Source organism: Arthrobacter sp. T572 (assembly GCF_056780115.1).
The window spans coordinates 3378472-3404117 of sequence record NZ_JBRAZQ010000002.1 but is presented as its reverse complement, the minus strand read 5'-3'; the positions used below and the strand labels follow the sequence as shown (position 1 = coordinate 3404117).

The 25646-nt window shown below is 63.5% G+C and carries 20 protein-coding genes and 1 tRNA gene; 7 read left to right on the top strand and 14 right to left on the bottom strand.

The window, feature by feature from the left end:
• Positions 1-25: 25 nt before the first annotated feature.
• The 5 genes from ACUYMZ_RS16915 to ACUYMZ_RS16895 all read right to left on the bottom strand — a co-directional run bounded on the left by ACUYMZ_RS16915 (position 26) and on the right by ACUYMZ_RS16895 (position 7259).
• Positions 26-102 (bottom strand) — tRNA-Pro (locus tag ACUYMZ_RS16915).
• A gap of 104 nt (positions 103-206) precedes the next feature.
• Positions 207-2039, bottom strand: a complete 1833-nt coding sequence (locus tag ACUYMZ_RS16910) for an ABC transporter ATP-binding protein (protein WP_426003987.1) — start codon at positions 2037-2039, stop codon at positions 207-209.
• On the bottom strand, positions 2036-3835 hold the full coding sequence (locus ACUYMZ_RS16905; protein WP_481604690.1) for an ABC transporter ATP-binding protein: 1800 nt from the start codon (positions 3833-3835) through the stop codon (positions 2036-2038). Before ACUYMZ_RS16905 ends, ACUYMZ_RS16910 begins: the two co-directional genes overlap by 4 nt.
• A gap of 151 nt (positions 3836-3986) precedes the next feature.
• Positions 3987-4934: a metallophosphoesterase gene (locus ACUYMZ_RS16900; protein WP_481604688.1), complete on the bottom strand. Its 948-nt coding sequence runs from the start codon at positions 4932-4934 to the stop codon at positions 3987-3989.
• 6 nt (positions 4935-4940) lie between these two features.
• The gene (locus ACUYMZ_RS16895; RefSeq protein ID WP_481604687.1) at positions 4941-7259 is read right to left on the bottom strand and encodes a transglycosylase domain-containing protein; all 2319 of its coding nucleotides are present in this window, start codon (positions 7257-7259) and stop codon (positions 4941-4943) included.
• A 37-nt stretch (positions 7260-7296) separates the two neighbouring features.
• Between ACUYMZ_RS16895 and sp36 the strand changes: the two genes are divergently transcribed.
• From sp36 to ACUYMZ_RS16880, 3 genes are read left to right on the top strand one after another with little or no spacing between them, the layout of a single operon-like run.
• Positions 7297-7452, top strand: coding sequence for a Sp36 family protein (sp36, locus tag ACUYMZ_RS16890; protein ID WP_011775990.1), 156 nt, complete (start codon positions 7297-7299; stop codon positions 7450-7452).
• A gap of 2 nt (positions 7453-7454) precedes the next feature.
• On the top strand, positions 7455-7991 hold the full coding sequence (locus ACUYMZ_RS16885; RefSeq protein WP_481604683.1) for a RidA family protein: 537 nt from the start codon (positions 7455-7457) through the stop codon (positions 7989-7991).
• Between the two features lie 17 nt (positions 7992-8008).
• On the top strand, positions 8009-8920 hold the full coding sequence (locus ACUYMZ_RS16880) for an NUDIX hydrolase (protein ID WP_481604681.1): 912 nt from the start codon (positions 8009-8011) through the stop codon (positions 8918-8920).
• A 110-nt stretch (positions 8921-9030) separates the two neighbouring features.
• Here the strand turns inward: ACUYMZ_RS16880 and ACUYMZ_RS16875 are convergent, their stop codons facing one another.
• Positions 9031-9708: a Crp/Fnr family transcriptional regulator gene (locus tag ACUYMZ_RS16875; RefSeq protein ID WP_003797871.1), complete on the bottom strand. Its 678-nt coding sequence runs from the start codon at positions 9706-9708 to the stop codon at positions 9031-9033.
• Positions 9709-9931: 223 nt separating this feature from the next.
• On the opposite strand from ACUYMZ_RS16875, the gene ACUYMZ_RS16870 reads away from it, so the two are divergent.
• Both ACUYMZ_RS16870 and aroQ read left to right on the top strand, forming a co-directional pair.
• Entirely contained in the window at positions 9932-11116 is a 1185-nt protein-coding gene (locus ACUYMZ_RS16870) for a MarP family serine protease (RefSeq protein WP_442425060.1), read from the top strand.
• A gap of 117 nt (positions 11117-11233) precedes the next feature.
• Entirely contained in the window at positions 11234-11689 is a 456-nt protein-coding gene (aroQ, locus tag ACUYMZ_RS16865) for a type II 3-dehydroquinate dehydratase (RefSeq protein ID WP_426003979.1), read from the top strand.
• Positions 11690-11777: 88 nt separating this feature from the next.
• Here the strand turns inward: aroQ and ACUYMZ_RS16860 are convergent, their stop codons facing one another.
• The 4 genes from ACUYMZ_RS16860 to ACUYMZ_RS16845 all read right to left on the bottom strand — a co-directional run bounded on the left by ACUYMZ_RS16860 (position 11778) and on the right by ACUYMZ_RS16845 (position 17312).
• Positions 11778-13949, bottom strand: a complete 2172-nt coding sequence (locus tag ACUYMZ_RS16860) for an alpha-galactosidase (protein ID WP_481604678.1) — start codon at positions 13947-13949, stop codon at positions 11778-11780.
• Positions 13950-14035: 86 nt separating this feature from the next.
• Positions 14036-15376 carry an ABC transporter substrate-binding protein gene (locus tag ACUYMZ_RS16855; protein ID WP_481604676.1) on the bottom strand — a complete coding sequence of 447 codons (1341 nt, stop codon included), beginning with the start codon at positions 15374-15376 and terminating at the stop codon, positions 14036-14038.
• Positions 15377-15406: 30 nt separating this feature from the next.
• Positions 15407-16321: a carbohydrate ABC transporter permease gene (locus ACUYMZ_RS16850; RefSeq protein ID WP_481604674.1), complete on the bottom strand. Its 915-nt coding sequence runs from the start codon at positions 16319-16321 to the stop codon at positions 15407-15409.
• A gap of 28 nt (positions 16322-16349) precedes the next feature.
• The gene (locus ACUYMZ_RS16845; RefSeq protein ID WP_426003974.1) at positions 16350-17312 is read right to left on the bottom strand and encodes a carbohydrate ABC transporter permease; all 963 of its coding nucleotides are present in this window, start codon (positions 17310-17312) and stop codon (positions 16350-16352) included.
• A 200-nt stretch (positions 17313-17512) separates the two neighbouring features.
• Here ACUYMZ_RS16845 and ACUYMZ_RS16840 point away from each other — a divergent pair, with 200 nt between their 5' ends.
• Together ACUYMZ_RS16840 and ACUYMZ_RS16835 are read left to right on the top strand one after the other, a co-directional pair.
• Positions 17513-18712: a Gfo/Idh/MocA family protein gene (locus ACUYMZ_RS16840; protein ID WP_481604672.1), complete on the top strand. Its 1200-nt coding sequence runs from the start codon at positions 17513-17515 to the stop codon at positions 18710-18712.
• A gap of 14 nt (positions 18713-18726) precedes the next feature.
• A complete protein-coding gene (locus ACUYMZ_RS16835; RefSeq protein WP_481604670.1) occupies positions 18727-19746 on the top strand; it encodes a LacI family DNA-binding transcriptional regulator in 1020 nt (339 codons plus the stop codon).
• A 244-nt stretch (positions 19747-19990) separates the two neighbouring features.
• On the opposite strand, the gene ACUYMZ_RS16830 is transcribed toward ACUYMZ_RS16835, so the two are convergent.
• The 4 genes from ACUYMZ_RS16830 to acs all read right to left on the bottom strand — a co-directional run bounded on the left by ACUYMZ_RS16830 (position 19991) and on the right by acs (position 25200).
• Positions 19991-21355, bottom strand: coding sequence for a permease (locus tag ACUYMZ_RS16830; RefSeq protein WP_481604668.1), 1365 nt, complete (start codon positions 21353-21355; stop codon positions 19991-19993).
• The gene (locus ACUYMZ_RS16825) at positions 21348-22088 is read right to left on the bottom strand and encodes an ABC transporter ATP-binding protein (RefSeq protein WP_481604666.1); all 741 of its coding nucleotides are present in this window, start codon (positions 22086-22088) and stop codon (positions 21348-21350) included. Before ACUYMZ_RS16825 ends, ACUYMZ_RS16830 begins: the two co-directional genes overlap by 8 nt.
• Before the next feature lie 142 nt (positions 22089-22230).
• Complete coding sequence (locus tag ACUYMZ_RS16820; protein ID WP_426003968.1) at positions 22231-23022, bottom strand: DeoR/GlpR family DNA-binding transcription regulator; 792 nt, start codon at positions 23020-23022, stop codon at positions 22231-22233.
• A 135-nt stretch (positions 23023-23157) separates the two neighbouring features.
• Entirely contained in the window at positions 23158-25200 is a 2043-nt protein-coding gene (acs, locus tag ACUYMZ_RS16815; protein WP_481605918.1) for an acetate--CoA ligase, read from the bottom strand.
• Between the last annotated feature and the right edge of the window lie 446 nt (positions 25201-25646).

Genomic DNA, 25646 nt, shown 5'->3' with positions numbered 1-25646 from the left:
ATTTCTCGACGCCATTTTCGTTTCTTGGTCGGGATGACAGGATTTGAACCTGCGACCTCTTCGTCCCGAACGAAGCGCGCTACCAAGCTGCGCTACATCCCGATCCGCTGCGAAAGCAACTGTTCAAGGATAGCTGAATCGGTGCAGGATGCGAAATCGAGGAGGCGGTGTCCCTGCTCACAAAGGCAGCCCAGCCGCACATCATGTCAGACCAGCGAATCCTTCCATGCACCATGCAGGCGGGCGAACCGTCCGCCACCGGAGATCAACCCGGCAGGGGAGCCATCCTCAACGATCCGCCCATCGTGCACCACCAGCACCCGGTCCGCCGTCTCCACCGTGGAAAGCCGATGGGCAATGATGATCGCAGTCCTCGGCGCGGCTCCGCCGGCGACGCCCTCCAGGAGATTGGCCAGCCCCTCCTGCACCATTCGCTCCGACGGGATGTCCAAGGAGGACGTTGCTTCGTCGAGAATCAGCACCGCGGGTGCTGCCAGGAACGCCCGGGCAAATCCGATGAGTTGTCGTTGACCGGAAGAGACCCGCCCGCCACGCTTATTAACGTCTGTGTCATAGCCGTCGGGCAGTCCGGCGATGAACTCGTGCGCGCCCACGGCCTTGGCAGCAGCTTCGATCTCCGCGCGCGAAGCTTCCGGCCGGCCCAGCGCGATGTTGTCGGCCACCGAGCCGCTGAACAGGAACGCCTCCTGGGTCACCATCACCACAGATCGGCGAAGATCGGTGGTGGAGAGGTCCCGCAGGTCAATGCCATCCAGGGTGATGGACCCAGAGGTGACGTCATAGAAACGGGCAATGAGCTTGGCCAGCGTTGATTTTCCGGCACCTGTCTGTCCCACCAGGGCCACTGTCTGCCCCGCCGGAATGTGCAGATCGAGCGAAGGGACAACAGTCTTGCCTTCGCCGTATCCGAACTCCACGCCGTTGAAGTCGATTGCACCCCGTGGATTCTTCAACGCCACGGGATTTTTAGGTGGCCGGACCGTGGGAACCTCTTCCAAGAGCCCGGATACCTTTTCCAGGGCCGCCTGCGCGCTTTGGAAGGAGTTGTAGAACATGGCCATCTGGTCCACAGGCTGGAAGAACCGCTTCGTGGACAAGATCAGGGCCAGCAGGACACCAACTTCCAGGTCTCCGCCCAACACCCGGAAACCTCCGACCAACAAGACTACGGCTACGCACACGTTCCCGATCAGCACCAGGCCAGGCTGCAGCACCCCGTTGAGGAAGATCGATCGGACTGTGTTCTTCCGGTAAGCCTCGGCAACCTCGCCGTAGGTCCGGGCGTTTTCGCGTTCCTTGCGGAAAGCCTTGACGGCCCGGATACCGGTCATGGTCTCCACGAAGTGCACAATGAGCCGGGCAGAAACAACCCTGGACTCGCGGAAGGCGATCTGCGAGTGCTTCTGGTACCAGCGGGCCAGGAGGAACATGGGCACGCCGGCACCCAGCATGATCAAGCCGCTCCGCCAATCCAGGGCGAACACGGTAATGGCCGTAAAAACCATGAACAGCAGGCCGGAAGCCAAGGAGCTGACGCCCGAGTCCAAGAGTTCGCGGAGCGCCTCCAAGTCTGAAGTTTGCCGGGCAATGATGCGGCCGGACGTGTACTTCTCGTGGAACTCAAGGCTCAGCCGCTGGGTATGCCGGAAGACGCGTACCCGCAGGTCCAGCAACATGGCCTGGCTGAGCTTTGCCGTGGACGTGACGTAGAGCGACGTCAGCCCGGCCGTGGCGATGGCTGCGCCCAAGTAGAGCACTCCCACCAGCACCAGCGGTCCGTTGTTCCCGGCCTGCAGCGCGGGAAGCGCGTTGTCGATGCCGAAAGCTATCAGGGCGGGTCCCGCCACCCGGGCGAGCTGTGAAACAACCACCACCACGATCGTCAGCCAGAAACGCAAGCGAACGGGCCGGATGAGCGACCCAAGCAAGGTGAGCGACCGGCGTCGTACGGCTTTGCTGTCCGCTTTGCTGAGGTGGGTGTTGTCCTCGTTGGCCGTTCCAAAGGTTGTGGCGCTCACCGGCGGGCCTCCTCGGCTTCTTCGAGCTCGTCCAGTTCGGAGTCCAGGTCCTTCGGACCAGTGTCCAGGCTCGCGATGACGTAGCGGTAGTGGGCGTTGCCGGCCAGCAGTTCCGAATGGGTCCCGACGGCGGTGATGGTTCCGTTTTCGAGCAGGGCAACCCGGTCCGCCAATGCCACAGTGGACGGACGGTGGGCCACGATCAGCGTGGTGGTGTCGTGGAGAACATCACGCAGCCGCGCCTCCACCCGCTCTTCCGTGTTCACGTCCAGGGCAGAGAGGGGATCGTCCAGCACCAGGATTTTCGGCTTGGCGGCTATGGCCCGGGCCAAAGCGATCCTTTGCCTCTGACCGCCGGAGAGGCTCAGGCCTTCCTCACCGATCAGGGTGTCCACGCCGTCCGGGAGCGAGTAGGCGAACTGCGCCTGGGCAACGTCCAGGGCCTCGTCCAGGGCGGCGTCCGTTGGCTCAGGTGCTCCCAGCAACACGTTGTCCCGCACGGAGCTGGAGAACAGCGTGGTGTCCTCGAAGGCAACGGCCACGATCCGGCGAAGATCCTCCAGGTCCATGTCCCGGACATCCACACCATCGATCGTCACGGACCCCTCCGTTACCTCGTAGAGACGGGGGACCAACTGGAGGAGTGCGCTCTTGCCGCTGCCGGTGATGCCCACCAGGGCCATCGTCTCGCCGGGACGAATCTCCAGATTGATATCGCGCAGGAGGGTGCCGCCGTCGTCGTACCCGAAGCCCGCTTGCTCGAAGCGCAAGGCGCCCTTGACAGCCGACGGTGTGGCGGGCTTGTCCGGCGAGGTGATGGTGTTGGGCGTATCCATGACCTCAAAATGGCGGTCCAACGCCGTCTTGGCGGTCAGGGCCATGGCCAGGAGCATGCCGGAGAATTCCACCGGCGTGGCAACCACGGCGGCCGTTGCGAAGAATGCCACCAGCGAGCCGATGCTCAGCTGGCCCGACGCCGCCAGCATGATTCCCACCACCAGTCCAACCCCCAGCGCGAGCTCCGGCAGGAGCGTCACCACCAGCGTGAAACCGGCCTGTTGCTTGGCTTTCGCGATTTCCGTCTGCCGCAGTTCCTCCGCCTGGCCATTGAAGTTCTCCAACGCTTCGCGGCTTCGTCCGAAGGCCTTCAGGACGCGGATGCCGTGGACGGACTCCTCCACGGTGGTGGCGAGGTCGCCGGCCTGGTCCTGGCTAAGCCTGGTGACCAGGCTGAAGCGCCGTCGGAAGCGGAACGAGTTGATCATGATGGGCACGGCGGCTGCAAGGAAAATCAGCGCCAGTTGCCAGCTCATGGTGAACATGACGCCCACGCCGATGATCACCGTCAGAGTGGTGACCACCAGCATGATCGCGCCGAACGCCATCCAGCGGCGCAGGAAGCTCAGGTCCGTCATGGCACGCGACAGCAACTGCCCGGAACCCCAACGATCGTGGAAAGAAACCGTTAGTTGTTGCAGGTGCCCGTACAGTGACACCCGCATCCTGGTCTCGACTGTCGTGGCCGGGTTGATGACGAACTGGCGTCGCAGCGCCACTAACCCTGCTTCCGCCACGCCCAACGCAAGGATGACGACGGCGGCAGTCCAGACAGCGCCCGGGTCACCGCCGGGTTGGAGTGAATTGTTGACCAGGACCCGCAGGACCTGGGGGATGGACAGCGCCACGATGCTGGCCAGCAGGGCACAGAGCAGGCCCATGAACAACCGGGGAAGGATAGGCCGCACATGGGGGTACAGGCGGCCGACGGAGGTAAAGAATGACGTTTGCTTGGACATGCCCGCTTCTCAACAGCTGGATCTTCAGGTGGTGCGGAGGTAGTTTCCCGTAGCAACCACCCTATGCCATGCCGTGACTCGGTTCACAGGTCAGCGTGGGCGCGGTGAAATGTTTGACCAGTTATTGGGGTTTGTAATGCTGCCCTTGGTTTTAGTTGCGGGACGTCAGCGTCAGCAGCACCGCTTCCGGGCGGCAGGCGATGCGGACCGGAGCAAAGCGGGACGTGCCGATGCCGCCGGAGACGTTGACCGGCGTCGTGTAAATATCGTTCTGCCAATCGTGCAGGCCTTTGGCGCGCCACGTGGGGAGGTCGCAGTTGGAGACGAGGGCGCCGTAGCCGGGAATGCAGATCTGGCCGCCGTGGGTGTGTCCGGCGAGAATCAGGTCCGCCTCGGCTTCAGTGAAATGGTCCAAAACACGTTGGTAGGGAGCATGGATGACCGCCACGCGGAGGTGTGGCCTGGCATCCTGGTTTACGGTGCCGCGGGGCCAACCTGCGTAGCGTTCGCGTTTGAGGTGCGGATCATCAACGCCGGAGAAATCGAAGCGTAAGCCGTTGAGGACGAGCGATTGCGCACGATTTGTCAGGTCTACCCAGCCTGCCATCCCGAAGGCGGAGCGCAGCCTGGGCCAGTCGAGTTTTACCGGGTCTGCTTTGTGCTTTGAGGGCCCCCGGAAGTAGCCCGCCGGGTTCTTGAGCCGGGGGGCGTAATAGTCGTTGGATCCCGGGACGAAAACACCCGGGAACTGCATCAGGGGCCTGAGTGCCTCGATCAGGGGATCAATGGCCTTGGCATGACTGAGGTTGTCGCCGGTATTGACCACGAGATCCGGCTTGAGATCGGCCAGGGATTGCAACCACTGTGCCTTTTTATTCTGACCTGGAACGAAGTGGATGTCGCTCAGGTGCAGTACCCGCAACGGGCCAAACCCCTCCGGGAGAATGGGGAGGGTTTCGTTCCTGATGCCGAATTGATCCTTCTCCCACCAACCGTAGGCAGCAGTTGCCGCCCCCGCGGTAGCCCCAAGAACTGTCGTGACGGCGAAACCGCGCCCAAGGGTGCGGACGCGGTTTGCCAGGGTGTCGGGAAAAGGCACTATTGGTCAGTCCTTATCGTCGTTGCCATTACCGTTGCCGTTGCCATTTCCGTTGTTGCCGCTGTTCCCGCCGGTATTGCCGCCGTTGGACGGGGCGTTGTTGTTCGGCGTGGAAGGCGCAGGGGTGGTGTTGCGCTGCGGTGCTCCGCCGCCAAGGAGGTTCGACGGAGGTGCAGGGAAAGGATTGGTTCCATACGCCGGAGCGACCGACAGCATGTAGTTGGTGAACTGCGGACCAGCGATCATGTAACCGTCGATCGCTTGGTAGTACTTGCCGTTGACGGTCATATTCCGACCGGGCCGGGATTGGTCGCCCAGCGGATCGCCGAACCAGGAAGCCGTTGCAAGGCCGCTGGTGTAACCCACCACCCAGGTGGAGCCGTTGGTGTCGTTGGTACCGGTCTTGGCTGCGACAGGGAAGTTGTTCCTTGTGGACAGAGACGGCCTGATCAGGGAGCCGGAACCAGCATTGAGGACTTCCTGCATAGCATAGGCCACACCACGGGCCACGTCCGGCTTGACGGCGTCCTTGCAGTTGGATGCCTGGGCGGGAAGCTCAGCACCCGCCTGGTCCTTGACCGAGGTGATGGCGATCGGCTCGCAGTACTTGCCGTCGGCAGCGAACGTGGCAAACGCAGCTGCCATGGTCAGGGGTGCGGTCTGGGTGGCACCGATCAGGTTCGAGAGCCGGGTCATCGGAACCTGCGGGTTGGGGTCCGTGATCTTGCCTTCCTTGTCGCGCATGGGGAGGCCGCCGTGGATACCTGTTGCGTCAACAATCTTCTGAATGCCACACAAATCCACCTGGGCTGCGGAAGCGAACGTTGCCGTGTTGATGGAGTTCATGAGGCCATACAGGACGGTCATGTTGCGGTAGTAACCCTGATCGGAGTTCTGCAAGTCGAAGCTGCCCGGAACGGTTGCGTCATAGAAACCATCCGTCGGGGTTGGGCAGGTGTTGCGCCAAGGGAAATTCACCCCATACCTACGCACCGACGCATTGACGTTCTGGTTCATCGACTTGCCCTCGTTCAGCCACTCGGCGAACGTAAACGGCTTCATCGTTGAGCCGGGCTGGAAGCCACCGATGCCGTTCAGGTCATTGCCGTTGGCGTCCAGGACGTCCACGTTGAAGTTCTGGGTCTGATCGAACTTGCCTTCTTGCGGCAGCCAAACAGTGTTCTGGGCCATGCTGACAATCTGGCCTGTGCCCGGCTGCACGGAGACGATCGAGGCGCCCCACTTGTCCGGATTGGCACCGGCAGTCGCATCCACCTGCTGCTGGGCAACCGTCTGGGCCGTCGGGTCCAGGGTGGTCTGGATGGTCAGGCCACCGCGCATGACACGCTTTTCGCGGTCATCCTGCGTTTCGCCGTAAGCGGGGTTGTTCAGGAGGAGGTGAAGCACGTAGTCGCAGAAGTACGGTGCCATGGTGGCGTAGGCACAACCTTGGCGTGCGGGAGTGACCTTGGTAGTCACGGGGGTGGCCACGGCCTCGTCGTATTCGGCCTGGGTGATCTTGTTCTGGTTGACCATGGCGGCCAGTACCAGGTCCCGGCGCTTCTTGGCGTTGTCCGGGTTGGCAATGGGATCAAAAGCGGACGGGCTGTTCACCAAGCCGGCCAGAAGGGCAGCCTGGGGAAGGGTCAGGTCCTTCGCCGAGGTGCTGAAGAAGAACTTGGATGCAGCTTCAATGCCGTAAGCATCACGGTTGAAGAACACGATGTTCAAGTAGCCCTCAAGGATCTGCTCCTTGGAGAACTTCTTCTCCAGAGCGATCGCCAGCTTCATTTCGCGGAGCTTGTCGCCCACGCCCTTGTTGTAGCCGTTGAGCTTGACGTCGTCTTCCTTGCCGGACGCCACCAGTGACTCGTTGATGACGTTGTTCACGTACTGCTGGGTGATGGTGGAAGCACCCTGCTTGTTGCCGCGGGCGGTGCTGACAAGGGCACGCATGATACCCGTGGTGTCGATACCGCCGTGGTCATAAAATCGGCTGTCCTCGATGGCGATGACAGCGTCCTTGATGAACGGGCTCATTTGGTCCAGCGGAACCTTGGTACGGTTCTCTGCGTAGATGGACGCAATGGGTGTACCGTCCTTGGCCAGGATCGTGGTGTTCTGGCTGGGCGGGTCGACCTGCAGTTCCGCGGGCAGCGTGTCAAAGAACTGGATGGAACCACTTGCGGCACTGCCTGAGACTGCGGCGGCGGGAACCAGAAGTCCAGCTACCAGCACGCCACAGATCGCACTCACGCCAAGGAAACCGAGAATCTTTCCGAGGGTGGTGGCAGTGTCGAATATGGGGTTCTTGCGAGTCACCATGTTTTCCACTTTACCGGCAAGGGCTAGGCTTTCTGTCATGACCAAATGGGAGTACGCCACGATTCCGCTCATTATCCATGCCACAAAGCAGATCCTGGACCAGTGGGGCGAGGACGGCTGGGAGCTTGTTCAGGTCGTCGGTGGACCCGATGGCAAAGGCCTTGTCGCATACCTTAAGAGGGAGAAGCAGTAACCATGACAACCCCCGCAGACACCACTACTCCCGCGGAATCCGGCATCCCCACATCCGCTGTCGAACAGCGACTGGCCGAGCTTGGCCTGACCCTTCCGGAGGTCGCCGCGCCGGTTGCCGCCTACGTGCCGGCCGTTGTGTCCGGCAACTACGTCTACACCTCGGGACAGTTGCCCTTTATTAACGGCAAACTCGAAGCTACGGGCAAGGTGTCCACCGGCGAACTCGGCGCTTCGGATGAGTCCACGGTGGATCCCCAGGACGCAAAGCGCTACGCAGGTGTATGCGCGATCAACGCCCTGGCAGCCGTCAAGAGCGTCATTGGCGACCTCGACCGGGTGACCCGCATCGTGAAGGTTGTGGGATTCGTCTCCTCCGACCCGAGCTTCACCGGCCAGCCCGGCGTCATTAACGGCGCGTCCGAACTCCTGGGCCAGGTCTTCGGTGACGCAGGCGTGCACGCACGTTCCGCCGTCGGCGTTTCTGTTCTGCCGCTCGACTCTCCGGTTGAGGTCGAGCTCATTGCTGAATTCAGCTAAGGAGCCGGTTCACTCAAGTGCCGCAACTTGCCCGACGCTCGTTCGTACTGCCTCCGGAACTTGAAGGCGCAGCACGCAACTGGCTTGAACTTGGCGAGCGGACACCCCGTGCCGCGCGCTATGCATCATCCGTTGTCCTTTTGCGGGACTCGCCCAACGGTTTGGAGACCTGGCTTGGCTACAGGCCAGGCTCTTCGCCGTTGGGCGTTGTCGCGTTCCCCGGCGGCTCGCTTCAACCCAGCGACGACGACCCCGTCGGTTGGGTTGGTCCCTCGCCCCAGTCTTGGGCCGAGCAGATGGGAACGGACGACGTCGGACTCGCCCGCCGTCACGTGGTGGGAGCCATCCGTGAGCTCTTCGAAGAAACCGGTGTCCTGCTCGCAGGGCCGGATGCCTCGTCCACGATTGAAGCGAACTCGACCGCTGAGTGGATGAAGACCCGCGAAGCCGTGGCTTCCCAGGAGAAGTCCTTCACGGAGATGCTGGCCAAGCGCGGCCTCTCCCTCCGGACGGACCTCTTGAAACCCTTGGTCAACTGGCTCAGTCCTGACTTTGCCCACACCCGTTTCAATACCCGGTACTTCGCGGCAACTGTCCCCGTGAACCAGCAGCCCGGCATTCTGGGCAGCAAGGGTGTGTGGGGCCGATGGGTCAGCGCGTCCGAAGCCATCGCCCTGCGCGACACCACGGCCTTGGGCGACGAAGTGGGCCAGGACAACACTGTGGGTCTTACTCTGGGGCAGCTCATGGTTCCGGGTTCAGAGATCATGCTGGAGAAAATGGCACACGCCAACGGCTGCATCGCCTACCTGAGCTACAAGCGCAAGGCCCATGTGTACCAGCCCAAACTTGTGGACGAGGGCGGGCAGCTGATGCTCGAAGTCGAAGCCGCCAGGACCTCCCCCGGAGACTCCCAGCGCGACCGCTGACCCCACCCCCGGATACTCTCTCGCATCCCGGCGGTTTTCCGGCGTTCCTCCCGCACCAACAAAAAAGGCCGCCCCGGTTCCACGAACCGGTGCGGCCTTTCCCAACGTGTTTAGCGGGAGCGCTGGCGCAGTCGCTGCATGTCAAGAATGACCACCGCGCGGGCTTCCAAGCGAAGCCAACCGCGCTGGACGAACTCGGCCAGGGCCTTGTTGACGGTTTCGCGGGAAGCGCCCACCAGCTGGGCCAGTTCTTCCTGCGTGAGCTCGTGCGCCACCAGGACACCATCCGTGGCGGGACGGCCGAAGCGGTCGGCCAGGTCCAGGAGGGCCTTGGCGACACGGCCTGGTACGTCCGAGAAGACAAGGTCGGACAGCGAGTCGTTGGTGCGGCGCAGGCGGCGGGCAAGGGCCTGCAGCAGCTGGGCGGAAACCTCGGGGCGGGTCCGGAGCAGCGAGTTGAGGCTCTCGTTCTTCAGGCCTGCCAGTCGCGTTTCGGACACAGCCGTTGCCGTTGCAGTACGGGGGCTCGGGTCGAAGAGAGCCATCTCGCCGAAGAGTTCACCCGGGCCAAGGATGGCCAGGAGGGACTCGCGTCCGTCGGGGGAAGTGCGGCCGAGCTTAACCTTGCCGGAAACGATGAAGTACAGCTGGTCACCCTGGTCGCCTTCGCGGAACACCGACGCTCCGCGGGAAAGGTCCACCTCGGTGAGCTCGTCCGTCAGCAGGCGGAAAGCGTCGTCGTCAAGGGTGGCGAAGAGGGGTGCGCGGCGCAATACCTCGATGTCCATGAAATCTCCTGAGTATAAGTTTCGGTCGTGGCGCTCCAGCCATTGTTTCAGAATTTTTGTGCTCTTGTGACGTACTTGGCACGCGAAACGCTGAAACGACGCGGTTTTCAGGCAGGCAGCCCCGGAAGTGACGGCGGGAAAGGTCCCGGATCGTGACCGGACTAACGGTTTCCTGTCAGGGTCCACCTCTAGAATTGGCGCTACCCGGCTGCAAGGAGCATTGGTGTTTGGCTTGACGATACTGGATCTGGCATTGATTCTGATGCTGCTTTCCTACCTGATCTATGGCCTGCGCAACGGGTTCCTGGTAACGCTCGGCGGTATTGCCGGCTTTATCGTCGGCGCCATCGCGGCGTTCATGGCGGTACCGCTGGTCAGTAACTGGGTGGGCGACAGCTCCTGGAGGCTGACCGCCACGGTGGGGGCCGCCGTCGTACTTATTGCGCTGGGGCATGGGCTGGGAACCATGATCGGGCGCAAGGTCCGCCACGCGGTCCGCATCAAACCGTTGCATGCAGCTGACCGGTTGATCGGCGGCGTGGTCAGTGTAGTGGTTGCGGCGTTGGTCATGTCCATGCTGGCCTTCAGCATCAGTTCCCTGGGTGTGCCGTTCGTGTCACAGCAACTGGCCCAGTCCCGCGTGATCCGGTACATCGATTCCCTGACTCCGAATCCCGTCAAAGCCACCATGGCCCAGCTGCGGTCAACCGTGATCGGCGATGGCATACCCAAGCTCATTGAAGGCATCGGCCCGGCCACGCCGGTGACCATTCCCAACGAGTCCACGGATACGCCCGCCCTCAACCGGGCAGCGGAATCGGTCTTGAGGATCGCGGGTACGGCTTTCGAATGCGGCCAGAACCAAACAGGTTCAGGATTCGTGGTGTCGCCCGGGCGTGTTGTCACCAACGCGCACGTGGTGGCAGGGGTGCCGCAACCTGTAGTGGAAGTGCCCGACGGCGGTGCGTTGCCGGGTCGGGTGGTCTACTTCGACTCCCAGCGGGATATAGCTGTTGTGGCCGTTGACGGACTGTCCGCCGAGCCGCTTCCCTTGAGCGCTGACCTTCCGCCCGGCAGCTCTGCGGCGTTTGCCGGGTACCCCCACGGTGGTCCGTTCCAGTCGAAGCCAGCCACGGTCCAGGGGATCTCGACCATTCTTGTGCCGGATATTTACGGCAACAACCCCTCGCCCGAGCTGGTCTACAAGTTGGCCGGCGATGTTCAACCGGGTAACTCCGGTGGACCGCTGCTGACCGTGCAGGGACAGGTTGCCGGATTGATCTTCGCCAAGACCACCACGGATGCTGCGCTGGGCTTTGCGTTGACCATGGCAGATGTCGAGCCGGTGGCTGCCCAGGCCCCGGCCCTCAGCCAACCCGTCTCGCCGGGGCAGTGCACCCGAAAGTAGGGTGACCGTGGTCGCGATTTCCGATCCTCTCTCACATCATGGGCGTTTTCCGGCGATCCTCGCTCACGTTCCGGGCACAATTCACGGACGCTGACTCACGGCTATAGATTTGAAGCCATGAGTGAAGCCAACGACGCTGCCCGTGGAACCATCCTTGTCATCAATGGACCCAACCTGAACCTTCTGGGCACCCGTGAGCCGGAGAAATACGGGACGTCCACTTTGGCCGACGTTGAGCAGTTGGCGCTGTCTGCCGCTGAGTCACACGGCTTCACGGTGGACTGCGTCCAGTCGAACCACGAGGGCGACCTCCTGGACGCGATCCACGCAGCGCGAGGCACCGCCGTCGGTATCGTCATCAACGCCGGTGCCTTCACGCATACGTCCGTGGCACTCCGGGACGCCCTGGCAGCGGTCCAGCTTCCCGCCGTCGAGGTCCATATCACCAACGTCCACCAGCGCGAGGAATTCCGCCACCACTCCTACCTGTCGGGGGTGTGCCAGGCGATCATCGTGGGCGCAGGAGTGCTGGGGTACAAGCTGGCTATTGATTACCTCGCGGACGCGCTCTGACGCTTGGCGTTTGGTGAGAGAGCGTCCGCCTAAAGCGTGCTTTTGGTGAGAGAGCGTCCGCCTAAAGCGGGCGTTTGGTGAGAGAGCGTCAGAGGGCTGTGACGCGGAGCAGGATGGCGTGTTCGGGCTGCAGGACGGGCATCGGCAGGCCGACCTCGCCGAGGAACCGCCCGGACGCCTGGGCGCCGGAAGCCAGCCACGGCGCGGGCTGTGCTTCCATGAACGCATGCCCGTAATCAGCATCCGCGGGACGGGGGAACAGCAACTCCACCCTGTAGTTCCGGCCAGCCTCGAGCCCGGGGATTGCCACCCTGCCCGGCATCTCCGCGAACCCCGTCCGGGTCCTGACCACAGCGAACAGCGCCGCCGTGGCACTATCCGCGGCACCGCCGTCGTGGTCTGCGGCAACGACGCCGTGCACCATCAGGGACTCATCGGGGACATCGGCCCGGACCATCCGTCCACTGTGGATGAGTTCCCGGTGTTCCTTGTAAAGGGCAATGAAACGCTTGAGTTCCTGCCGTTCCGCCCCGGTTACCGTGCGGACATCCCACTCCATCCCGAAGTGCCCGAACAACGCAGTGATCGCCCGGAAGGACAGGTCATGGGTGCGCGCCGTGGTGTGGGACGTCGAGGGACCGATGTGCGCGCCCACCAGCTCCGGAGGCACCACCATACCCGTCCAACGCTGGATGGTCTGGCGTTCCAGGGCGTCGTTGCAGTCCGAGGCCCAGATGCGGTCCGTTCGTTCTAGGATGCCCAGGTCCACGCGGGCGCCGCCGGAGGAGCAGCTTTCAATTTCCACGGAGGGGTGGGCAGCCCGTAGCGCGTCGAACAGACGATAGGCGGCCAGGGTTTGCTGATGCACCGACGCGCGGCCGGCGTGGCCGTGCTCCAGCAGGTCCCTGTTTTGGTCCCACTTGAGGTAGCTGATGTTGTTATCGCGGAGCAAGGCGTCGATACGGTCGAACACGTACTGCCAGGCGGCGGGGTTCACCAGATCGATCACATGCTGGTGCCGCCACTCCAGGGGCAGCCGTCCGCCATCCTTGGGGGACCGGGCCGCGGGGCGCACGATCCATTCGGGGTGCTCCCGGGCAATGTCCGAGTCGAGGTTCACCATCTCCGGTTCCACCCACAGGCCAAAATCCATGCCGCGGGACGTTACCGCTTCGATGAGCGGAGTCAGGCCCCCAGGCCATAGTGTCCCGTCCACATACCAGTCACCCAGCCCGGCGTGGTCGTCACGTCGCCCGCGGAACCAGCCGTCGTCGAGCACGAAACGCTCAACCCCAAGATCCGCAGCGGACTCGGCCAGTTCGACCAACGTTTCCAGGTTGTGGTCGAAGTACACGGCTTCCCAGGTATTGAGGACCACCGGGCGGGGTCCGGAGACGTGATGAGGGCGGGAACGGAACCAGCTGTAGAACGCCTCGCTGATTCCGTCCAGTCCCCGGTCCGAGTAAGCGGCGAACAACGTGGGAGTCTGGTACGTTTCCCCGGGCTGCAGCACTACTTCCGCAGGACCCAGGAGCTCCGAACCGCCGAGCACGGTCCTGCCGTCGGCCAGTCGGTCGGCGAACTGCTCATGGTTTCCGCTCCAGGCCAGATGGGTCGCCCAGACCTTGCCGTGCCGGTTGCCGAAACCCGCAGTACCGGCGGCCAGCAACAGGGACGAATCGTGCCCCGTGCGGCCGTGACGCCCGGTGCGTACCCACGTTCCCTGCTGGATCGCCCTCCGCTGGGGGTGGCGCTCACGGCACCAGCGCCCGGTCAGGTCCAGGAGTTCGACCGCGTCCGGCGCCACCGGAAGCATGGTCGCCAACTCATCCACGTGGAAAGGCGACGTGCCGTGGTTGGTGAGTTCGTGGCGCAGTTCCAGCAGCCCGCCGGGATGCAAGGTGAGGTTGCTCGCGACGGTGATACCGGCGTCGGGATCCGTTTGAATCACGACGGCGGTGCGTCCGTCCGCGTCAGCGCTCACCGCGCTCAGGCGGACAGAGAAGTCGAGGCCTGCCACGCCGTCGGTGATCCGGTACCCACGAAGCCCGGGCCGCCCCTGCCATGCCGATGATGCCTGGGGGAGGAGCCCGGTGGGGACGTTGGCGTCGATCGAGGACGGCGGGATGGGCTCGTTCAGGAGGGACAGGTCCGGGAGGGTATCGCCCAGGTCGGCTCCCCAGTGGACAATCTCAGCCTCTCCACGGTGGGTGCTGATGACCAGGCTGGTGCCGGCGGAACGGAGGTGGAGCGGGTTCATGCGTGAAGTCTCATTTCCAAAAATTATGGGGCCCGCTCTTCCGTGCATTGCGAGCGAAATAACGCGCAAAGCGGGCCCCGCAAGGGTTACTTGAAGAGGTTGTTGACCTGGTTGTTGGCTTCGGTCAGCGAGGACGCGGGCTTCTTGCCGGAGAGCACGGCATCCATGGCCGGCTTCATGATGCCGTCAACCTTGGCGGCCTTGTCCGCGATCGGGAAGAGGAACGTGGTGCCGTCCTTCACGTGGGTGGTGAAGGCGGAGACGTCGGTGCCCTTGGCCTTGAACGCTTCTGCTGCCTTGTCGGATGAGGAACTGATGGCAGGGAAGACTACGGCCTTGCCGGCCACTACGTCCTGGCAGGCCGTGGAGCCCAGGTACTCAACCCATTTCACACTGGCGGCAGGATTCTTGGTACCGGCCCAGACGGAGTCGGCCAGGCCGTTGAACATGGACGCACGTTTGCCGTTGGGACCCTTGGGCGTGGGGGCGATTCCCGTGGTGATGCCCTTGTAGGTCTGGTACTGCCCAATCAGCCAGTCGCCGTTGGAGTTGATGGCGGACTTGCCGGCACCGAAGTTGTCCGTCACGCTCGCGCCGACCGTGGTCTCGAGCTTGGGCATGTAGCCCTTGTCGATCAGCCCGGCCCACCACGCGATGGTTTCCTGGAACCGGGGATCGTCGTAGTTGAACCTGCTGCCCCACGGGTTCTTGTCCGAGGCAGTCCAGCCGGTGGTCGCGGTGAGGAAGCTCCACTCAGTCTGGCCCTGGCCCGAACCGCTGCCGGAGAGGCCCAATCCGTAGGTGGCCACGTTGTCCTTGTCGAAGCCAGGCTCGTCGCCGCGCTTGCCGTTCTTGTCCACGGTCAGCTTGGCAATGACCTTGCCATAGCTGCCGCCGTCCTGGGGGTTCCAGTCGAGGTTGGCCATTTGTTCGGCCGTGATTCCTGCGGCATCGGTCATCGCCTTGTTGTAGAACAGTCCGACGGTGTCCCAGTCCTTGGGGAGACCGTAGCGCTTGCCGTTCTGGCCCACCCAGAGCTCCGGGAGGCCCGTGGTGTACTGATCGAGCTTGATGCCGTCCTTCTCCACGGCCTCATCGAGGGGCAGCAGCTGCTTCTTGGCAGCGAACTCCGGGTACTTGGAGAGGTGGTTGGTGAAGACATCCGGAGCTGTTCCGGCGACAAACCCGTTGGTGAGGGTGGTCCAGTAGTCGTCCCAACCGCGTTGGGTGATCTTGACCTTGATGTCCGGGTTGGCTTTGGTGAAATCGTCGGCGCACTGCTGGTACGCGGGGAGCTGGTTGGCGTCCCACAGCCAGTAGTTGATCTCGCCTTTGGCGTCGGAGGAACCCGCGCTGGACCCGCCGCAGGCGGACAGGGATAGTGCTATGGCCGCGGCAGCAGCGGCGACGCCGAGGGTTTTCTTCATGACGGACCTTTCAGTGTTCATACGGGGGAGTTATTTGATTCCGGAGAATCCGATGGAGTTCACAACCTTCTTGCCGAAGGCGATGAAGAGGATGAAGATCGGCAGCGCGGCCACCAGGGTTCCGGCCATGAGGCCCGACCAGTCGAGCGCGCCTTGCGGTGACTGGGATTTGAAGACACTCAAACCGACGGTGAGCACACGGACGCTCTCGTCCTGACCCACCAGCAGCGGCCAGAAGTATTCATTCCACTGACCGATAAAGGTGAGCAGCGCGAGGGTGGCGATGGGGGCTGCGGCGTTGGGAAGCACAATCTGGAAGAAGATCCTGACGTGCTTGGCGCCGTCGAGCATTGCCGCTTCCTCCACCTCGCGGGACATGCCCAGGAAAAACTGCCGCAGGAAGAAGATGGCGAACGGGGTCATGAACAGGAACGGAAGCGTCATGCCGGCCATGGTGTTGAGGAGGCCCAGGTTCTTGATCATGAGGAAGTTGGGCAGCGCGGTGAAGATCGGCGGGACCATCATGGTGGTCAGGAACAGCCCGAAGACCTTGTTTCGCCCCGGCCAGCGCAGCCGTGCGAAGGCGTAGGCAGCCATCGCGCTGAAGAACACCTGGCCGGCCGTGGTGATGGTGGCGAAGATGACGGAGTTGCGAAGGTACAGCCAGAAATTGATCGCAGCACCGGATCCGCCTTCTGCAATGGCTTCTTCCGTGGTCTGCAGGCCGAGGACCCGCTTGAAGGCACCCCAGCTGAAGTCGGCGGGGAGAAGGTTGGCTGAGTTGGACGCCAGGGCGCCGTTGCTGGACAGTGCCGTACGCAGCATCCAGTAGAAGGGGGCAATGGTCACGGCGAGGGCGACGGCGACAATCACCCAGGCGCCGATGCGGCGCCAGTTGAGGGGCTTCCTGCGGGACGTTTCGCGGGGCAGGGTTGTAGTAGTCATGGTGGGGTTCCTTTGCTCCGGGTCCTTGCTAGTCCAGGTCCGATTCGTTGCCCTTGAGGAACTTCATCTGCAGGAAGGCGACCAAGGCGAGAATGACGAACAGGATCACGGACAGGGCGGAGGCGTAGCCGAAATCGGACTCGCCGAAGGCTTTCTGGTAGATGTACATCTGGATCACGCGTGATGCGTTGACGGGGCCGCCGTTGGTGGTGACGGCTACGGTGTCGAAGACCTGGAAGGAACCTATGACGGTAACCACCAGGACCAGGACCAGCACCGGGCGGAGCAGCGGCATGGTGACGCTCCAGAACGTCCTGGTGGGGGACGCGCCGTCGAGGTTTGCCACTTCGTAAAGGTTGTTCGGGATGGCTTGGAGACCGGCGAAGATCAGCAGGGCTGTGTATCCCATGTGGCGCCAGACGTTGACGAAAGCGATGGTGGGGATGGCCCATTGTTCGCTGCCGAAGAAGGCCACGCGGGGCAGCCCGATCCAGCTCATGACCTCGTTCACGATGCCCAGCTGGTAGTCCAGCATCCAGAACCAGACCAGGGCGACGATCACGTTTGCCACCAGGAAAGGAAGAAGCAGCGCGCCACGGATGAAGGTGGACTTGGCAACCCGGTGCATCAGGAGGGCCAGCCCAAGGGCGATCACTGTCTGGAAGCCGATGTTCAGTGCTACGTACTGGAGGGTGACGCCCATGGCGTTCCAGAACAGCTCGTCGCCGAAGATCGCGGTGTAGTTCTTGATCCCGATCCATGTGGGTTCGCCGAGGATGCTGTATTCGGTGAAGCTCAGGTAGATGCCGCGGATAGTGGGAATCAGGAAGAACGCCACGAAGCCGACGACGGCCGGGAGGATGAAGAGGATGGCGATCCTCAGGTCTCCCAGGCGGCTGGCCAGGCTGCGTTTGGCGGGTGCGCTGTTGGGCCCGTGGCTTCGCCGTGAGCGCTCTGATGCGCTGCCCGGCTGCTTGGTTAGCGTGGTCATCGTCGACTCTTTTCTTGCTGTGATGTGAATTACAACGAGCACAAATCTACACGAGTAGATTTCTGTTTAGCAAGACTTGCTGTTGGGAAATGTTCGGAATTGGTCTCTTTGTTGACTCGTGTAGATTCCGGTGCGAGACTTCCTTTGCACGTGGGAACCATCACAACCAAGCCGCGTGGGCGGCACCAGAAAGGTAAACAATGACGTTTTCGATTGGCGTGCTGGGCGCCGGACAGTTCGGCAGCCAGTTCGCGCATCTGTTCAAGCTGCACCCGGGCGTGAGTGAGGTTTACGCCGTCGACGAGCTGCCCGAACGCGCGGCGGCGGCGCAGGAGCGCTGGGGCCTGGACGGGGTGATGGCCGGCTTTGACGAACTCCTGGAGTCCGACGTCGATGCTGTCGCCATCTTCACGCAGCGGTGGACCCACGGTCCCCTGGTGGAACGCGCCCTCAGGGCAGGCAAGCACGTCTACTCGGCCGTGCCCATGGCCATCTCAGAGGAAGAAATTGCCCGCATCATCGAGGCCGTCAGGGAGACCAAACTCGTCTACATGATGGGCGAAACAAGCTACTACAACCCCGCCACCGTGTTTGCGCGCAAGCAGCAGGAAGCCGGTAAGTTCGGCCGCGTCTTCTACACCGAGGGCGACTATGTCCACGACATGGACCTCGGGTTCTACGACGCTTACCAGTACAGCGGGGGAGAGCGCTGGAAGGAAACCGCGAGCTACCCGCCCATGCTGTATCCGACCCATGCCATCGGTGGTGTCCTGGGAGCAGTTCCCGGACACGCTGTCAGCGTCAGCTGCATCGGCGTCACGGACCAGCGCAACGACGGCGTCTTCGACAAGGACGTCAGCATGTTCGGCAACGACTTCTCGAATGCAACGGCGCTGTTCGAAATGAACGACGGCGGTGCGATGCGCACCAATGAGATGCGCCGCGTGGGGTACCCCTCACATATCCGCGAATCACGCTTCCGCTTCTTCGGAACTGAGGCCAGCTTCGAGCAACTCGCCACCACCACCGTGTGGCAGGACAAGTCTTCTGTGCAGGACGTGTCAGAGCAGGTGGAAACCAAACCGACCATGTCGGCTGATGATCCCTCGTTGGCCGACGTTGCTCCGGAACTTCGTGATGCCTTCATCTCCGGGCTTGCCCCGGTTCACGACCAGGCACGGCTGCCGCAGGAATTCCTTGGAGCTCCCAACGGCCACGAGGGCAGTCACCAGTTCCTGGTGGACGACTTTGTCACCGCCGTCAACAAGAATTCACTCCCGCCGGTAAATGCCTGGGTTGCTGCCCGCTACACACTCCCAGGGATCGTGGCACACGAATCTGCACTCCGGGGCGGCGAACGCCTGCCCATCCGCGACTTCGGCGATGCCCCTGCGATGTAGCTAGCATTTACCCCATGACCACATCAGCTGTACAAACCCCGCGCGGACCGGTGACCCGAAAAGACGTGGCCCGGTACGCCGGGGTGAGTACCGCCGTCGTGAGTTACGTGGTGAACGGTGGGCCGAAGAACGTCGCCCCGGCGACGGAAGCCAAAGTGCGCGATGCCATCCGCATCCTCGGGTACCGTCCGAATGCTGCCGCACGGGCCCTGAAACTGGGCTCCAGCGAAACGGTTGGCGTCATAGTCCCGGACAACACCAACCCCTTCTTCACCCAGTTGGCCCACGCCGTGGAGGATGCTGCCGCAGAACTTGGATACGGCACGGTCCTTGCCAACTCCGACGGAAGCCTCAGCAAGGAACGCCAAAACATCCGGAACCTGGCGGCACGGCAAGTGGACGGGGTGTTCCTGGCGAGTTGTGTGTTCGATCCCGATCTTGGTGATCTGGAAGCCTCGGAGATCCCGTCGGTGCTGTTGAATAACGCCGGATCCCCACCGGGCTTCACGAGCGTCGGGGTGGACCTGGAAGCCGGAGGGCGCGCAGCGGTGGAGCACCTCATTGGGCATGGGCACACCAACATTGGCCTGGCCATTGGAACCAACACCGGGAACCAGTTGGACGGCCGCGAAGTGGGCTGGCTCGGGGCCCTGCGCGATGCCGGACTCCCGGACGGACCCATGCTGCACAGCCCGTTCAGCCGCCCCGGCGGTTATCAGCTGGGCAAACGGTTCCTCGCCATGGCCAACCGGCCAACGGCGATCTTCGCTTCCAACGATATGCAGGCCATTGGCATCCTCCGTGCCCTCCACGAAGCCGGCGTGAAGGTGCCTGAGGACATCGCCCTGGTGTCCTTTGACGGCTCGATCGATTCCGAGTACAGCTGGCCCGCACTCACCACGGTGGCCCAGCCGGTTAACGCCATGGCCGAGGCCGCTGTGCGTGCCCTGGTGGGGGAGGGCCGCGGAGGAGACCGGGAGCACCGCATCCTGCCCACGGAACTGATCATCCGCCAATCCTGCGGCTGCCCCTAGGACCCTCTCTCACCGATCGCCGGTTTGGGCCGGACGCTCTCTCACCTATCGCCCGTTTCTGCCGGATCCTCTCTCACCTATCGCCCGTTTCTGCCGGATCCTCTCTCCCTCTCCTCAGGAAAGTGAGAGAGCGTTGGAAAAATCGTGCGGTTACGTGAGAGGGCGTTGGAAAAATCGTGCGGTTACGTGAGAGAGCGTCGGGGGAACAGGGGGTGGAAGTGAGCGAGCATCCGGGGTCGGCGGATCAGGAGTCCATGCCCGCGTAGCGTTCGGGGCGGGCCAGCACCTGACCGATCTGGCCTGTGCCTGCTGCGACCGCCAGCCGGACCAGTGCGAACCCGGCCGCAAAGACACCGCCGATTGTCAGGAAGACAACCGGCTGCGTCAGGAGCACGGCGCCCGCGAGCGGCAGGACCAGCACGGCCGCAGCAGCGGCGGAGATGCCCGCCACCAGGAACAGGGGCGACATCACAGCCCGCACCCGGGCGGCGACCATGAGTTCGCGGGGCATGCCCATCCGGTCCAGGGCCACCAGCATGGATGCCCGGTCCAGAACTGCGGCCGCCTGGTTCACACCCGCCGAGCACGCCACCATCAGGAACGAGCCCAGCAACGTGATCATGACGCCGGTATTGATGTCGCGCACCAGCAGGGCGGTCTCATGGGCAGCATCGCCGCCCATGGTGTCCGCCACGGCCATGCCCACCCCCACAAAGACCCCCACAAAGCTGGTCATCGCAACGCCCCCTACCTGTCGCCACGACTCCTTCGGACTTTCGAGCACGGTGCGCGCGGCGAGCAATTGCTCGGGTCGCTTGGCTCGTTTCAGCTGCGACGACGCCCGCAACCGCAGGACCCACGGACCCATGAGGTTCAGTGCCAGCAGCGCCAACCCGAAGCAGCCTCCCAGCACGGAGAGGATCACAATAAACGTACCGAAACTGCTGAGCATGCCCATGGCTGCTACTCCGGCGAGCACCACCACCACTGCCACCAGCCCGCGGACCCAATGGGCGCCGTCGGGGGTCTGCCGGGTCCGCACCCCCAGCGGCGTCACCACCACTTTCCGCAGTCCCAGCGCCGCGCTGACAGCGGCCAGCGCGCAGACACCGGCGATGCACGCCGCCATGGCTGGCAAGGACAGCCAGGCATATGATCCGATAGCCTGTCCGCGGAACTGGATCAGGCCAAGGAATGGCGCGGCGCACGCGTAGAGGGCGGCGCCCGCAATGGCACCGATGGCTGCGAGGATTGTCGATTCGATGACTGTCAGCCAGACGACCGTTGCGCTGTTGGCACCCAGCAACCGCAGGGACGCCAACCGGGCATCACGACGGCGGGCGGCCAGCCGTGCGGCCGAGGCGCCAAGGGTCAACAAGGGAACGATGAGCAGGACGACGGCGACGACGGCCAGCGCCTGGTAGGTTCCGGCGATGTCGTCGGACCATGACCAAAAGACCTGGGAACCGCCGGCAACAGTAAGAAGCAGTGCGGTGACGGTACCGAAGGCCACGATCGGCAGCCCGGCATCCTTGAGGCCGGATTCCCGGAGGCTCCGGCCCTTGGCGAGATAGGGAGTGAGACGGACGGCCGTGACCAGACTAGACATTGAACGCGCCTTTGAAGTTGTGGACAGGCTGGGGTGCCACAGGGACCGGCCCGCCGCTGTCGGCCACAATCCGGCCGTCCCGCAGTTCCACCACCCGCCCGCAGCGGGCGGCTACGTTGGGGTCGTGGGTCACCACCAGCAGTGTCCTGCCGTTGGCCGACGCGGAACCCAGCAACACGTCCAGCACCTCCGAGGACGTCGCCGAGTCCAGGGCACCGGTTGGTTCGTCGGCGAAGACCACCCGGGCGCCGGTTACCTGGGCGCGGGCGATGGCCACCCGCTGGACCTGCCCGCCGGACAGCTCACCCAATCGTCGCTGTTCCATGCCTGCCAGCCCCAGAGCGGCCAGCCACTCGGCGGACCGGGACTCGGCGGTGCGGCGGTCGGTACCGTTGAGCATGAGGGCCAGGGCCACGTTTTCAAGGGCGGTGAGTTCGGGCAGGAGCATGCCTTGCTGGAAGACAAAGCCGAATTCCTCGCGGCGTAGACGGGAGAGGGCAGCGTCCGTCATGGCACCAAGGTTCAGAGGCCCGGCCGCCGAACCCAAGGTGACAGTACCGGCGTCGGGCTTCAAAATCCCGGCGAGGCAGTGCAGAAGGGTGGTTTTACCGGAACCTGACGGACCGATGATGGCGACCGATTCGCCGGCGTTCACGGCGAAGTCCACGTGGTCCAGTGCGACGCTGCCGGGGTAGTGCTTGGAAAGCTGCTGGGCTTGAAGAATGGCGTTCATATACCCAGCATCCCCGGACCCCGGGTGCCGGGGCGTCAGTCCGGTGGTTGAAGTCTGCGGCCCGGTCTCCACCCGCGGTATGAGACCCAACTGGGTCACATTTGTGCGCGTTTTGAGCCCTCAAAACGCGCACAAATGCGACCTAGTTGGGTATTTTGGCGGTCCTGAGCTTCGCGACGTTCTCTTCAAGCAGCCGCCGGGCATCGTCGCCCAACAGTGAATCCGTGATGAGTTCGTCGGCTTCCTCCAGCGGCGCGATCGAGGCGATTCCCACGACCCCCCATTTGCTGTGGTCCGCCAACACCACGGTGCTGCGGGCCGATGCCATGAACGCCCTGTCCGTTTCGGCCTCCAGCAGGTTGGGCGTGGTGAAGCCGGCCCGGGCGTCCATGCCGTGGACACCGAGGAACAGCGCGTCCAGATGAAGCTGCTTCAGGGACGATGTCGCAATAGGACCGACCAGGGCATCGGATGGGGTGCGTTCGCCGCCGATCAGGATCACCGTGGACCCGAAACGTCCGGGCCCGGATGATGCTCCATGGAACAGTTCGGCAATCCGCACAGAGTTGGTGACCACCGTGATTCGGGGACCGTTGACCAATTCCTTGGCCAGGGCCCAGGTGGTGGTTCCCGCGCTCAGCCCGATCGCCATGCCCTCCTGCACCAGCGACGCCGCCTCCACGGCGATTGCGTGCTTCTCGGCGGTCAACTGGGTGGACTTGAGCTCGAACCCGGGTTCGTGGGTGCCTGCGTCGCCGGGCAGCTTGGCTCCGCCGTGGATGCGTTCAACCCGCCCGGCTTCCTCCAAAGCCTCGATATCCCTGCGGACGGTCATGGGGGAGACTCCCAGCAGCAGGGCAAGGTCCGAGACGCGGACAACCCGTTCGCGCTGGACGGCATCAATGATGGCGGTGTGGCGTGCAGCCTGGAGCATCGGGGCCTTTCGGGGAGCCTCGTCGGGTCTGAGTCTGGCTACAGTCTAGGCTCCCGGCGGCTGTATTAAACCCCGACGGCGCCGCTCACCTCGTGTGGTGGGCGGCGCCGTCGCGTTCCAGGAAAGGCCGGGACGCTACTTCCGCAGCGATTCGGCGATCTGCGTCATGATGGACGGGTCGGCCAGGGTGGTGGCGTCGCCGGTGTCACGGCCTTCTGCAATGTCCTTGAGGAGGCGGCGGACGATCTTGCCTGATCGTGTTTTGGGCAGTTCCGGAACGATCAGCAGTTGCTTGGGCTTGGCGATCGGGCCGATTTCCTTGCCTACGTGGTTGCGCAGTTCCAGCACGGTTTCGTCCCCGTTGTTTACGGCGTCGCCACGGAGGATCACGAACGCCACGACGGCCTGGCCGGTGGTCTCGTCCGCGGCGCCGACCACTGCCGCTTCGGCCACTGCCGGGTGGGATACAAGTGCGGATTCGATTTCCGTGGTGGAGAGGCGGTGGCCGGAGACGTTCATGACGTCATCCACGCGGCCCAGGAGCCAAACGTCGCCGTCTTCGTCCTTCTTGGCCCCGTCGCCGGCGAAATACATGGCCTCGAAACGGGACCAGTAGGTGTCCTTGAACCGCTCCGGGTCGCCCCAGATGCCGCGCAGCATGGAGGGCCAGGGTTCGCGGACCACGAGGTAGCCGCCTTCGCCGTTGGCCACGGACGCGCCGTTCTCGTCCACCACGTCCACGGCGATGCCGGGCAGCGGAACCTGCGCCGAGCCGGGCTTGGTAGCCGTGACGCCGGGCAGCGGGGCGATCATCTGGGCGCCGGTTTCGGTCTGCCACCAGGTGTCCACGATCGGGGCTGGATTGGTCTTCTTGCCTCCGTTGCCGCCGATGACCTCCCGGTACCACATCCACGCTTCGGGGTTGATGGGTTCGCCCACGGACCCGAGCACGCGGATCGAGGAGAGATCGTACTTGCCAGGGATCTCCCGGCCCCACTTCATGAAGGTACGGATTGCGGTGGGGGCGGTGTAGAGGATGGAGACCTTGTATTTCTCCACGATTTCCCACCAGCGGCCCTGGTGCGGGGAGTCCGGCGTGCCCTCGTACATGACTTGTGTGGCGCCGTTGATGAGCGGGGCGTAGGTGACGTAGGAGTGGCCGGTGACCCACCCGACGTCGGCGGTGCACCAGTACACGTCCGTTTCCGGGTGCAGGTCGAACACGGCCTTGTGCGTGTACGCAGCCTGGGTGAGGTAGCCGCCGGTGGTGTGCAGGATGCCCTTGGGCTTGCCGGTGGTGCCGGAGGTGTAAAGGATGAACAGCGGGTGCTCGGAATCATGCCCGACGGCGGTGTGTTCAGTTCCAGCCTTGCCTACAGTGTCGTCCCACCACAGGTCGCGGCCCTCGACCCAGTTGACGTCCTCGCCGTTGCGCTTGACCACGACCACGTTGTTAACTGAGTGGCCCTCGCCGTTTTCCATAGCAGAGAGGGCCTCATCCACCGCAGGCTTCAAAGCGCTGGGCTTGCCGCGGCGGTACGTGCCATCGGCGGTAACCACGAGCTTGGCTTCTGCGTCCTCGATCCGGGACCGCAGGGCGTCGGCGGAGAACCCACCGAACACCACCGAGTGCACGGCACCGATCCGGGCGCAGGCCAGCAGGGTGATGACGGCTTCGGGGATCATCGGCAGGTACACGGCCACGCGGTCGCCCTTGGCCACGCCCAGGGCCTCGAAGGCGTTGGCGGCCTTCTTCACTTCCTGGGTGAGTTCGGCGTAGGTGTAGGTGCGGGTGTCGCCGGGTTCGCCCTCGAAGTAGATCGCGACCCGGTCACCGAGTCCGTTCTCCACGTGGCGGTCCAAAGCGTTGTACGCCGCGTTGACCTCTCCACCAACAAACCACTTGGCAAAGGGCGGGTTGGACCAATCCAGTGCCTCAGTGAAGTCCTTGTCCCAGCTCAGCAGCTCACGGGCCTGCTTGGCCCAGAAAGCGGGCCGATCGGCTTCTGCCTTGGCGTACTCGTCAGCGCCCACAACAGCGTCCGCCGCGAAGTCAGCCGACGGCGCAAACTTGCGGTTCTCATGCAGAAGGTTTTCAAGTGCCTCGGTGTGCGCGGCCCCACCCTGGGCCGTTGTAGCAGCAGCGGTGGCAGTGGATCCGGTGGTGTCCTGGGACATGGTGAACCTCATCATTCATCGATCTTTGCTGCGCGGACGCCGCCGGAGGACCCGCGCCGCCGCCGGGGCTCGACGTCGGGCGATCCAGCGGAGGTTCCGCAGAGTGCTGTCCGCCACCCACCCTATCGCTTCACAAGGTCCTACGTGTGCCTGGTCACAAATGTGCCAGCAAGCGGTACGGATTTGGCGACGAATGGCACCAGGGGAGGTGGGGAACCGCTTACATGACGACGACGGCGGGAGGCGCCGCTGCTGCTGGCGGAGCTGAACCAGTGCCGGCAACTGCGAGGGAGCTAGGAGTTTGCTGTGGGCGAAGTCGTAAGGGCCCTTTCAGCTAGAACACTGTCAGTGGCGTGGCATAGGCTGAACAAGTCCCGGGACGCATCAGAGGCGTGTCCGGTGTGCCGCGGAACAGTGCGGTTCAACCGGTCCGGACTGCCCGGGAC

Coding starts and splice junctions, on each gene's coding strand:
- ACUYMZ_RS16905 (WP_481604690.1), bottom strand. CDS start 3,835: ATGTCCAAGCAAACGTCATTCTTTACCTCCGTCGGCCGCCTGTACCCC.
- ACUYMZ_RS16895 (WP_481604687.1), bottom strand. CDS start 7,259: ATGGTGACTCGCAAGAACCCCATATTCGACACTGCCACCACCCTCGGA.
- sp36 (WP_011775990.1), top strand. CDS start 7,297: ATGACCAAATGGGAGTACGCCACGATTCCGCTCATTATCCATGCCACA.
- ACUYMZ_RS16885 (WP_481604683.1), top strand. CDS start 7,455: ATGACAACCCCCGCAGACACCACTACTCCCGCGGAATCCGGCATCCCC.
- ACUYMZ_RS16875 (WP_003797871.1), bottom strand. CDS start 9,708: ATGGACATCGAGGTATTGCGCCGCGCACCCCTCTTCGCCACCCTTGAC.
- aroQ (WP_426003979.1), top strand. CDS start 11,234: ATGAGTGAAGCCAACGACGCTGCCCGTGGAACCATCCTTGTCATCAAT.
- ACUYMZ_RS16860 (WP_481604678.1), bottom strand. CDS start 13,949: ATGAACCCGCTCCACCTCCGTTCCGCCGGCACCAGCCTGGTCATCAGC.
- ACUYMZ_RS16855 (WP_481604676.1), bottom strand. CDS start 15,376: ATGAAGAAAACCCTCGGCGTCGCCGCTGCTGCCGCGGCCATAGCACTA.
- ACUYMZ_RS16850 (WP_481604674.1), bottom strand. CDS start 16,321: ATGACTACTACAACCCTGCCCCGCGAAACGTCCCGCAGGAAGCCCCTC.
- ACUYMZ_RS16845 (WP_426003974.1), bottom strand. CDS start 17,312: ATGACCACGCTAACCAAGCAGCCGGGCAGCGCATCAGAGCGCTCACGG.
- ACUYMZ_RS16840 (WP_481604672.1), top strand. CDS start 17,513: ATGACGTTTTCGATTGGCGTGCTGGGCGCCGGACAGTTCGGCAGCCAG.
- ACUYMZ_RS16835 (WP_481604670.1), top strand. CDS start 18,727: ATGACCACATCAGCTGTACAAACCCCGCGCGGACCGGTGACCCGAAAA.
- ACUYMZ_RS16830 (WP_481604668.1), bottom strand. CDS start 21,355: ATGTCTAGTCTGGTCACGGCCGTCCGTCTCACTCCCTATCTCGCCAAG.
- ACUYMZ_RS16825 (WP_481604666.1), bottom strand. CDS start 22,088: ATGAACGCCATTCTTCAAGCCCAGCAGCTTTCCAAGCACTACCCCGGC.
- ACUYMZ_RS16820 (WP_426003968.1), bottom strand. CDS start 23,022: ATGCTCCAGGCTGCACGCCACACCGCCATCATTGATGCCGTCCAGCGC.
- acs (WP_481605918.1), bottom strand. CDS start 25,200: ATGTCCCAGGACACCACCGGATCCACTGCCACCGCTGCTGCTACAACG.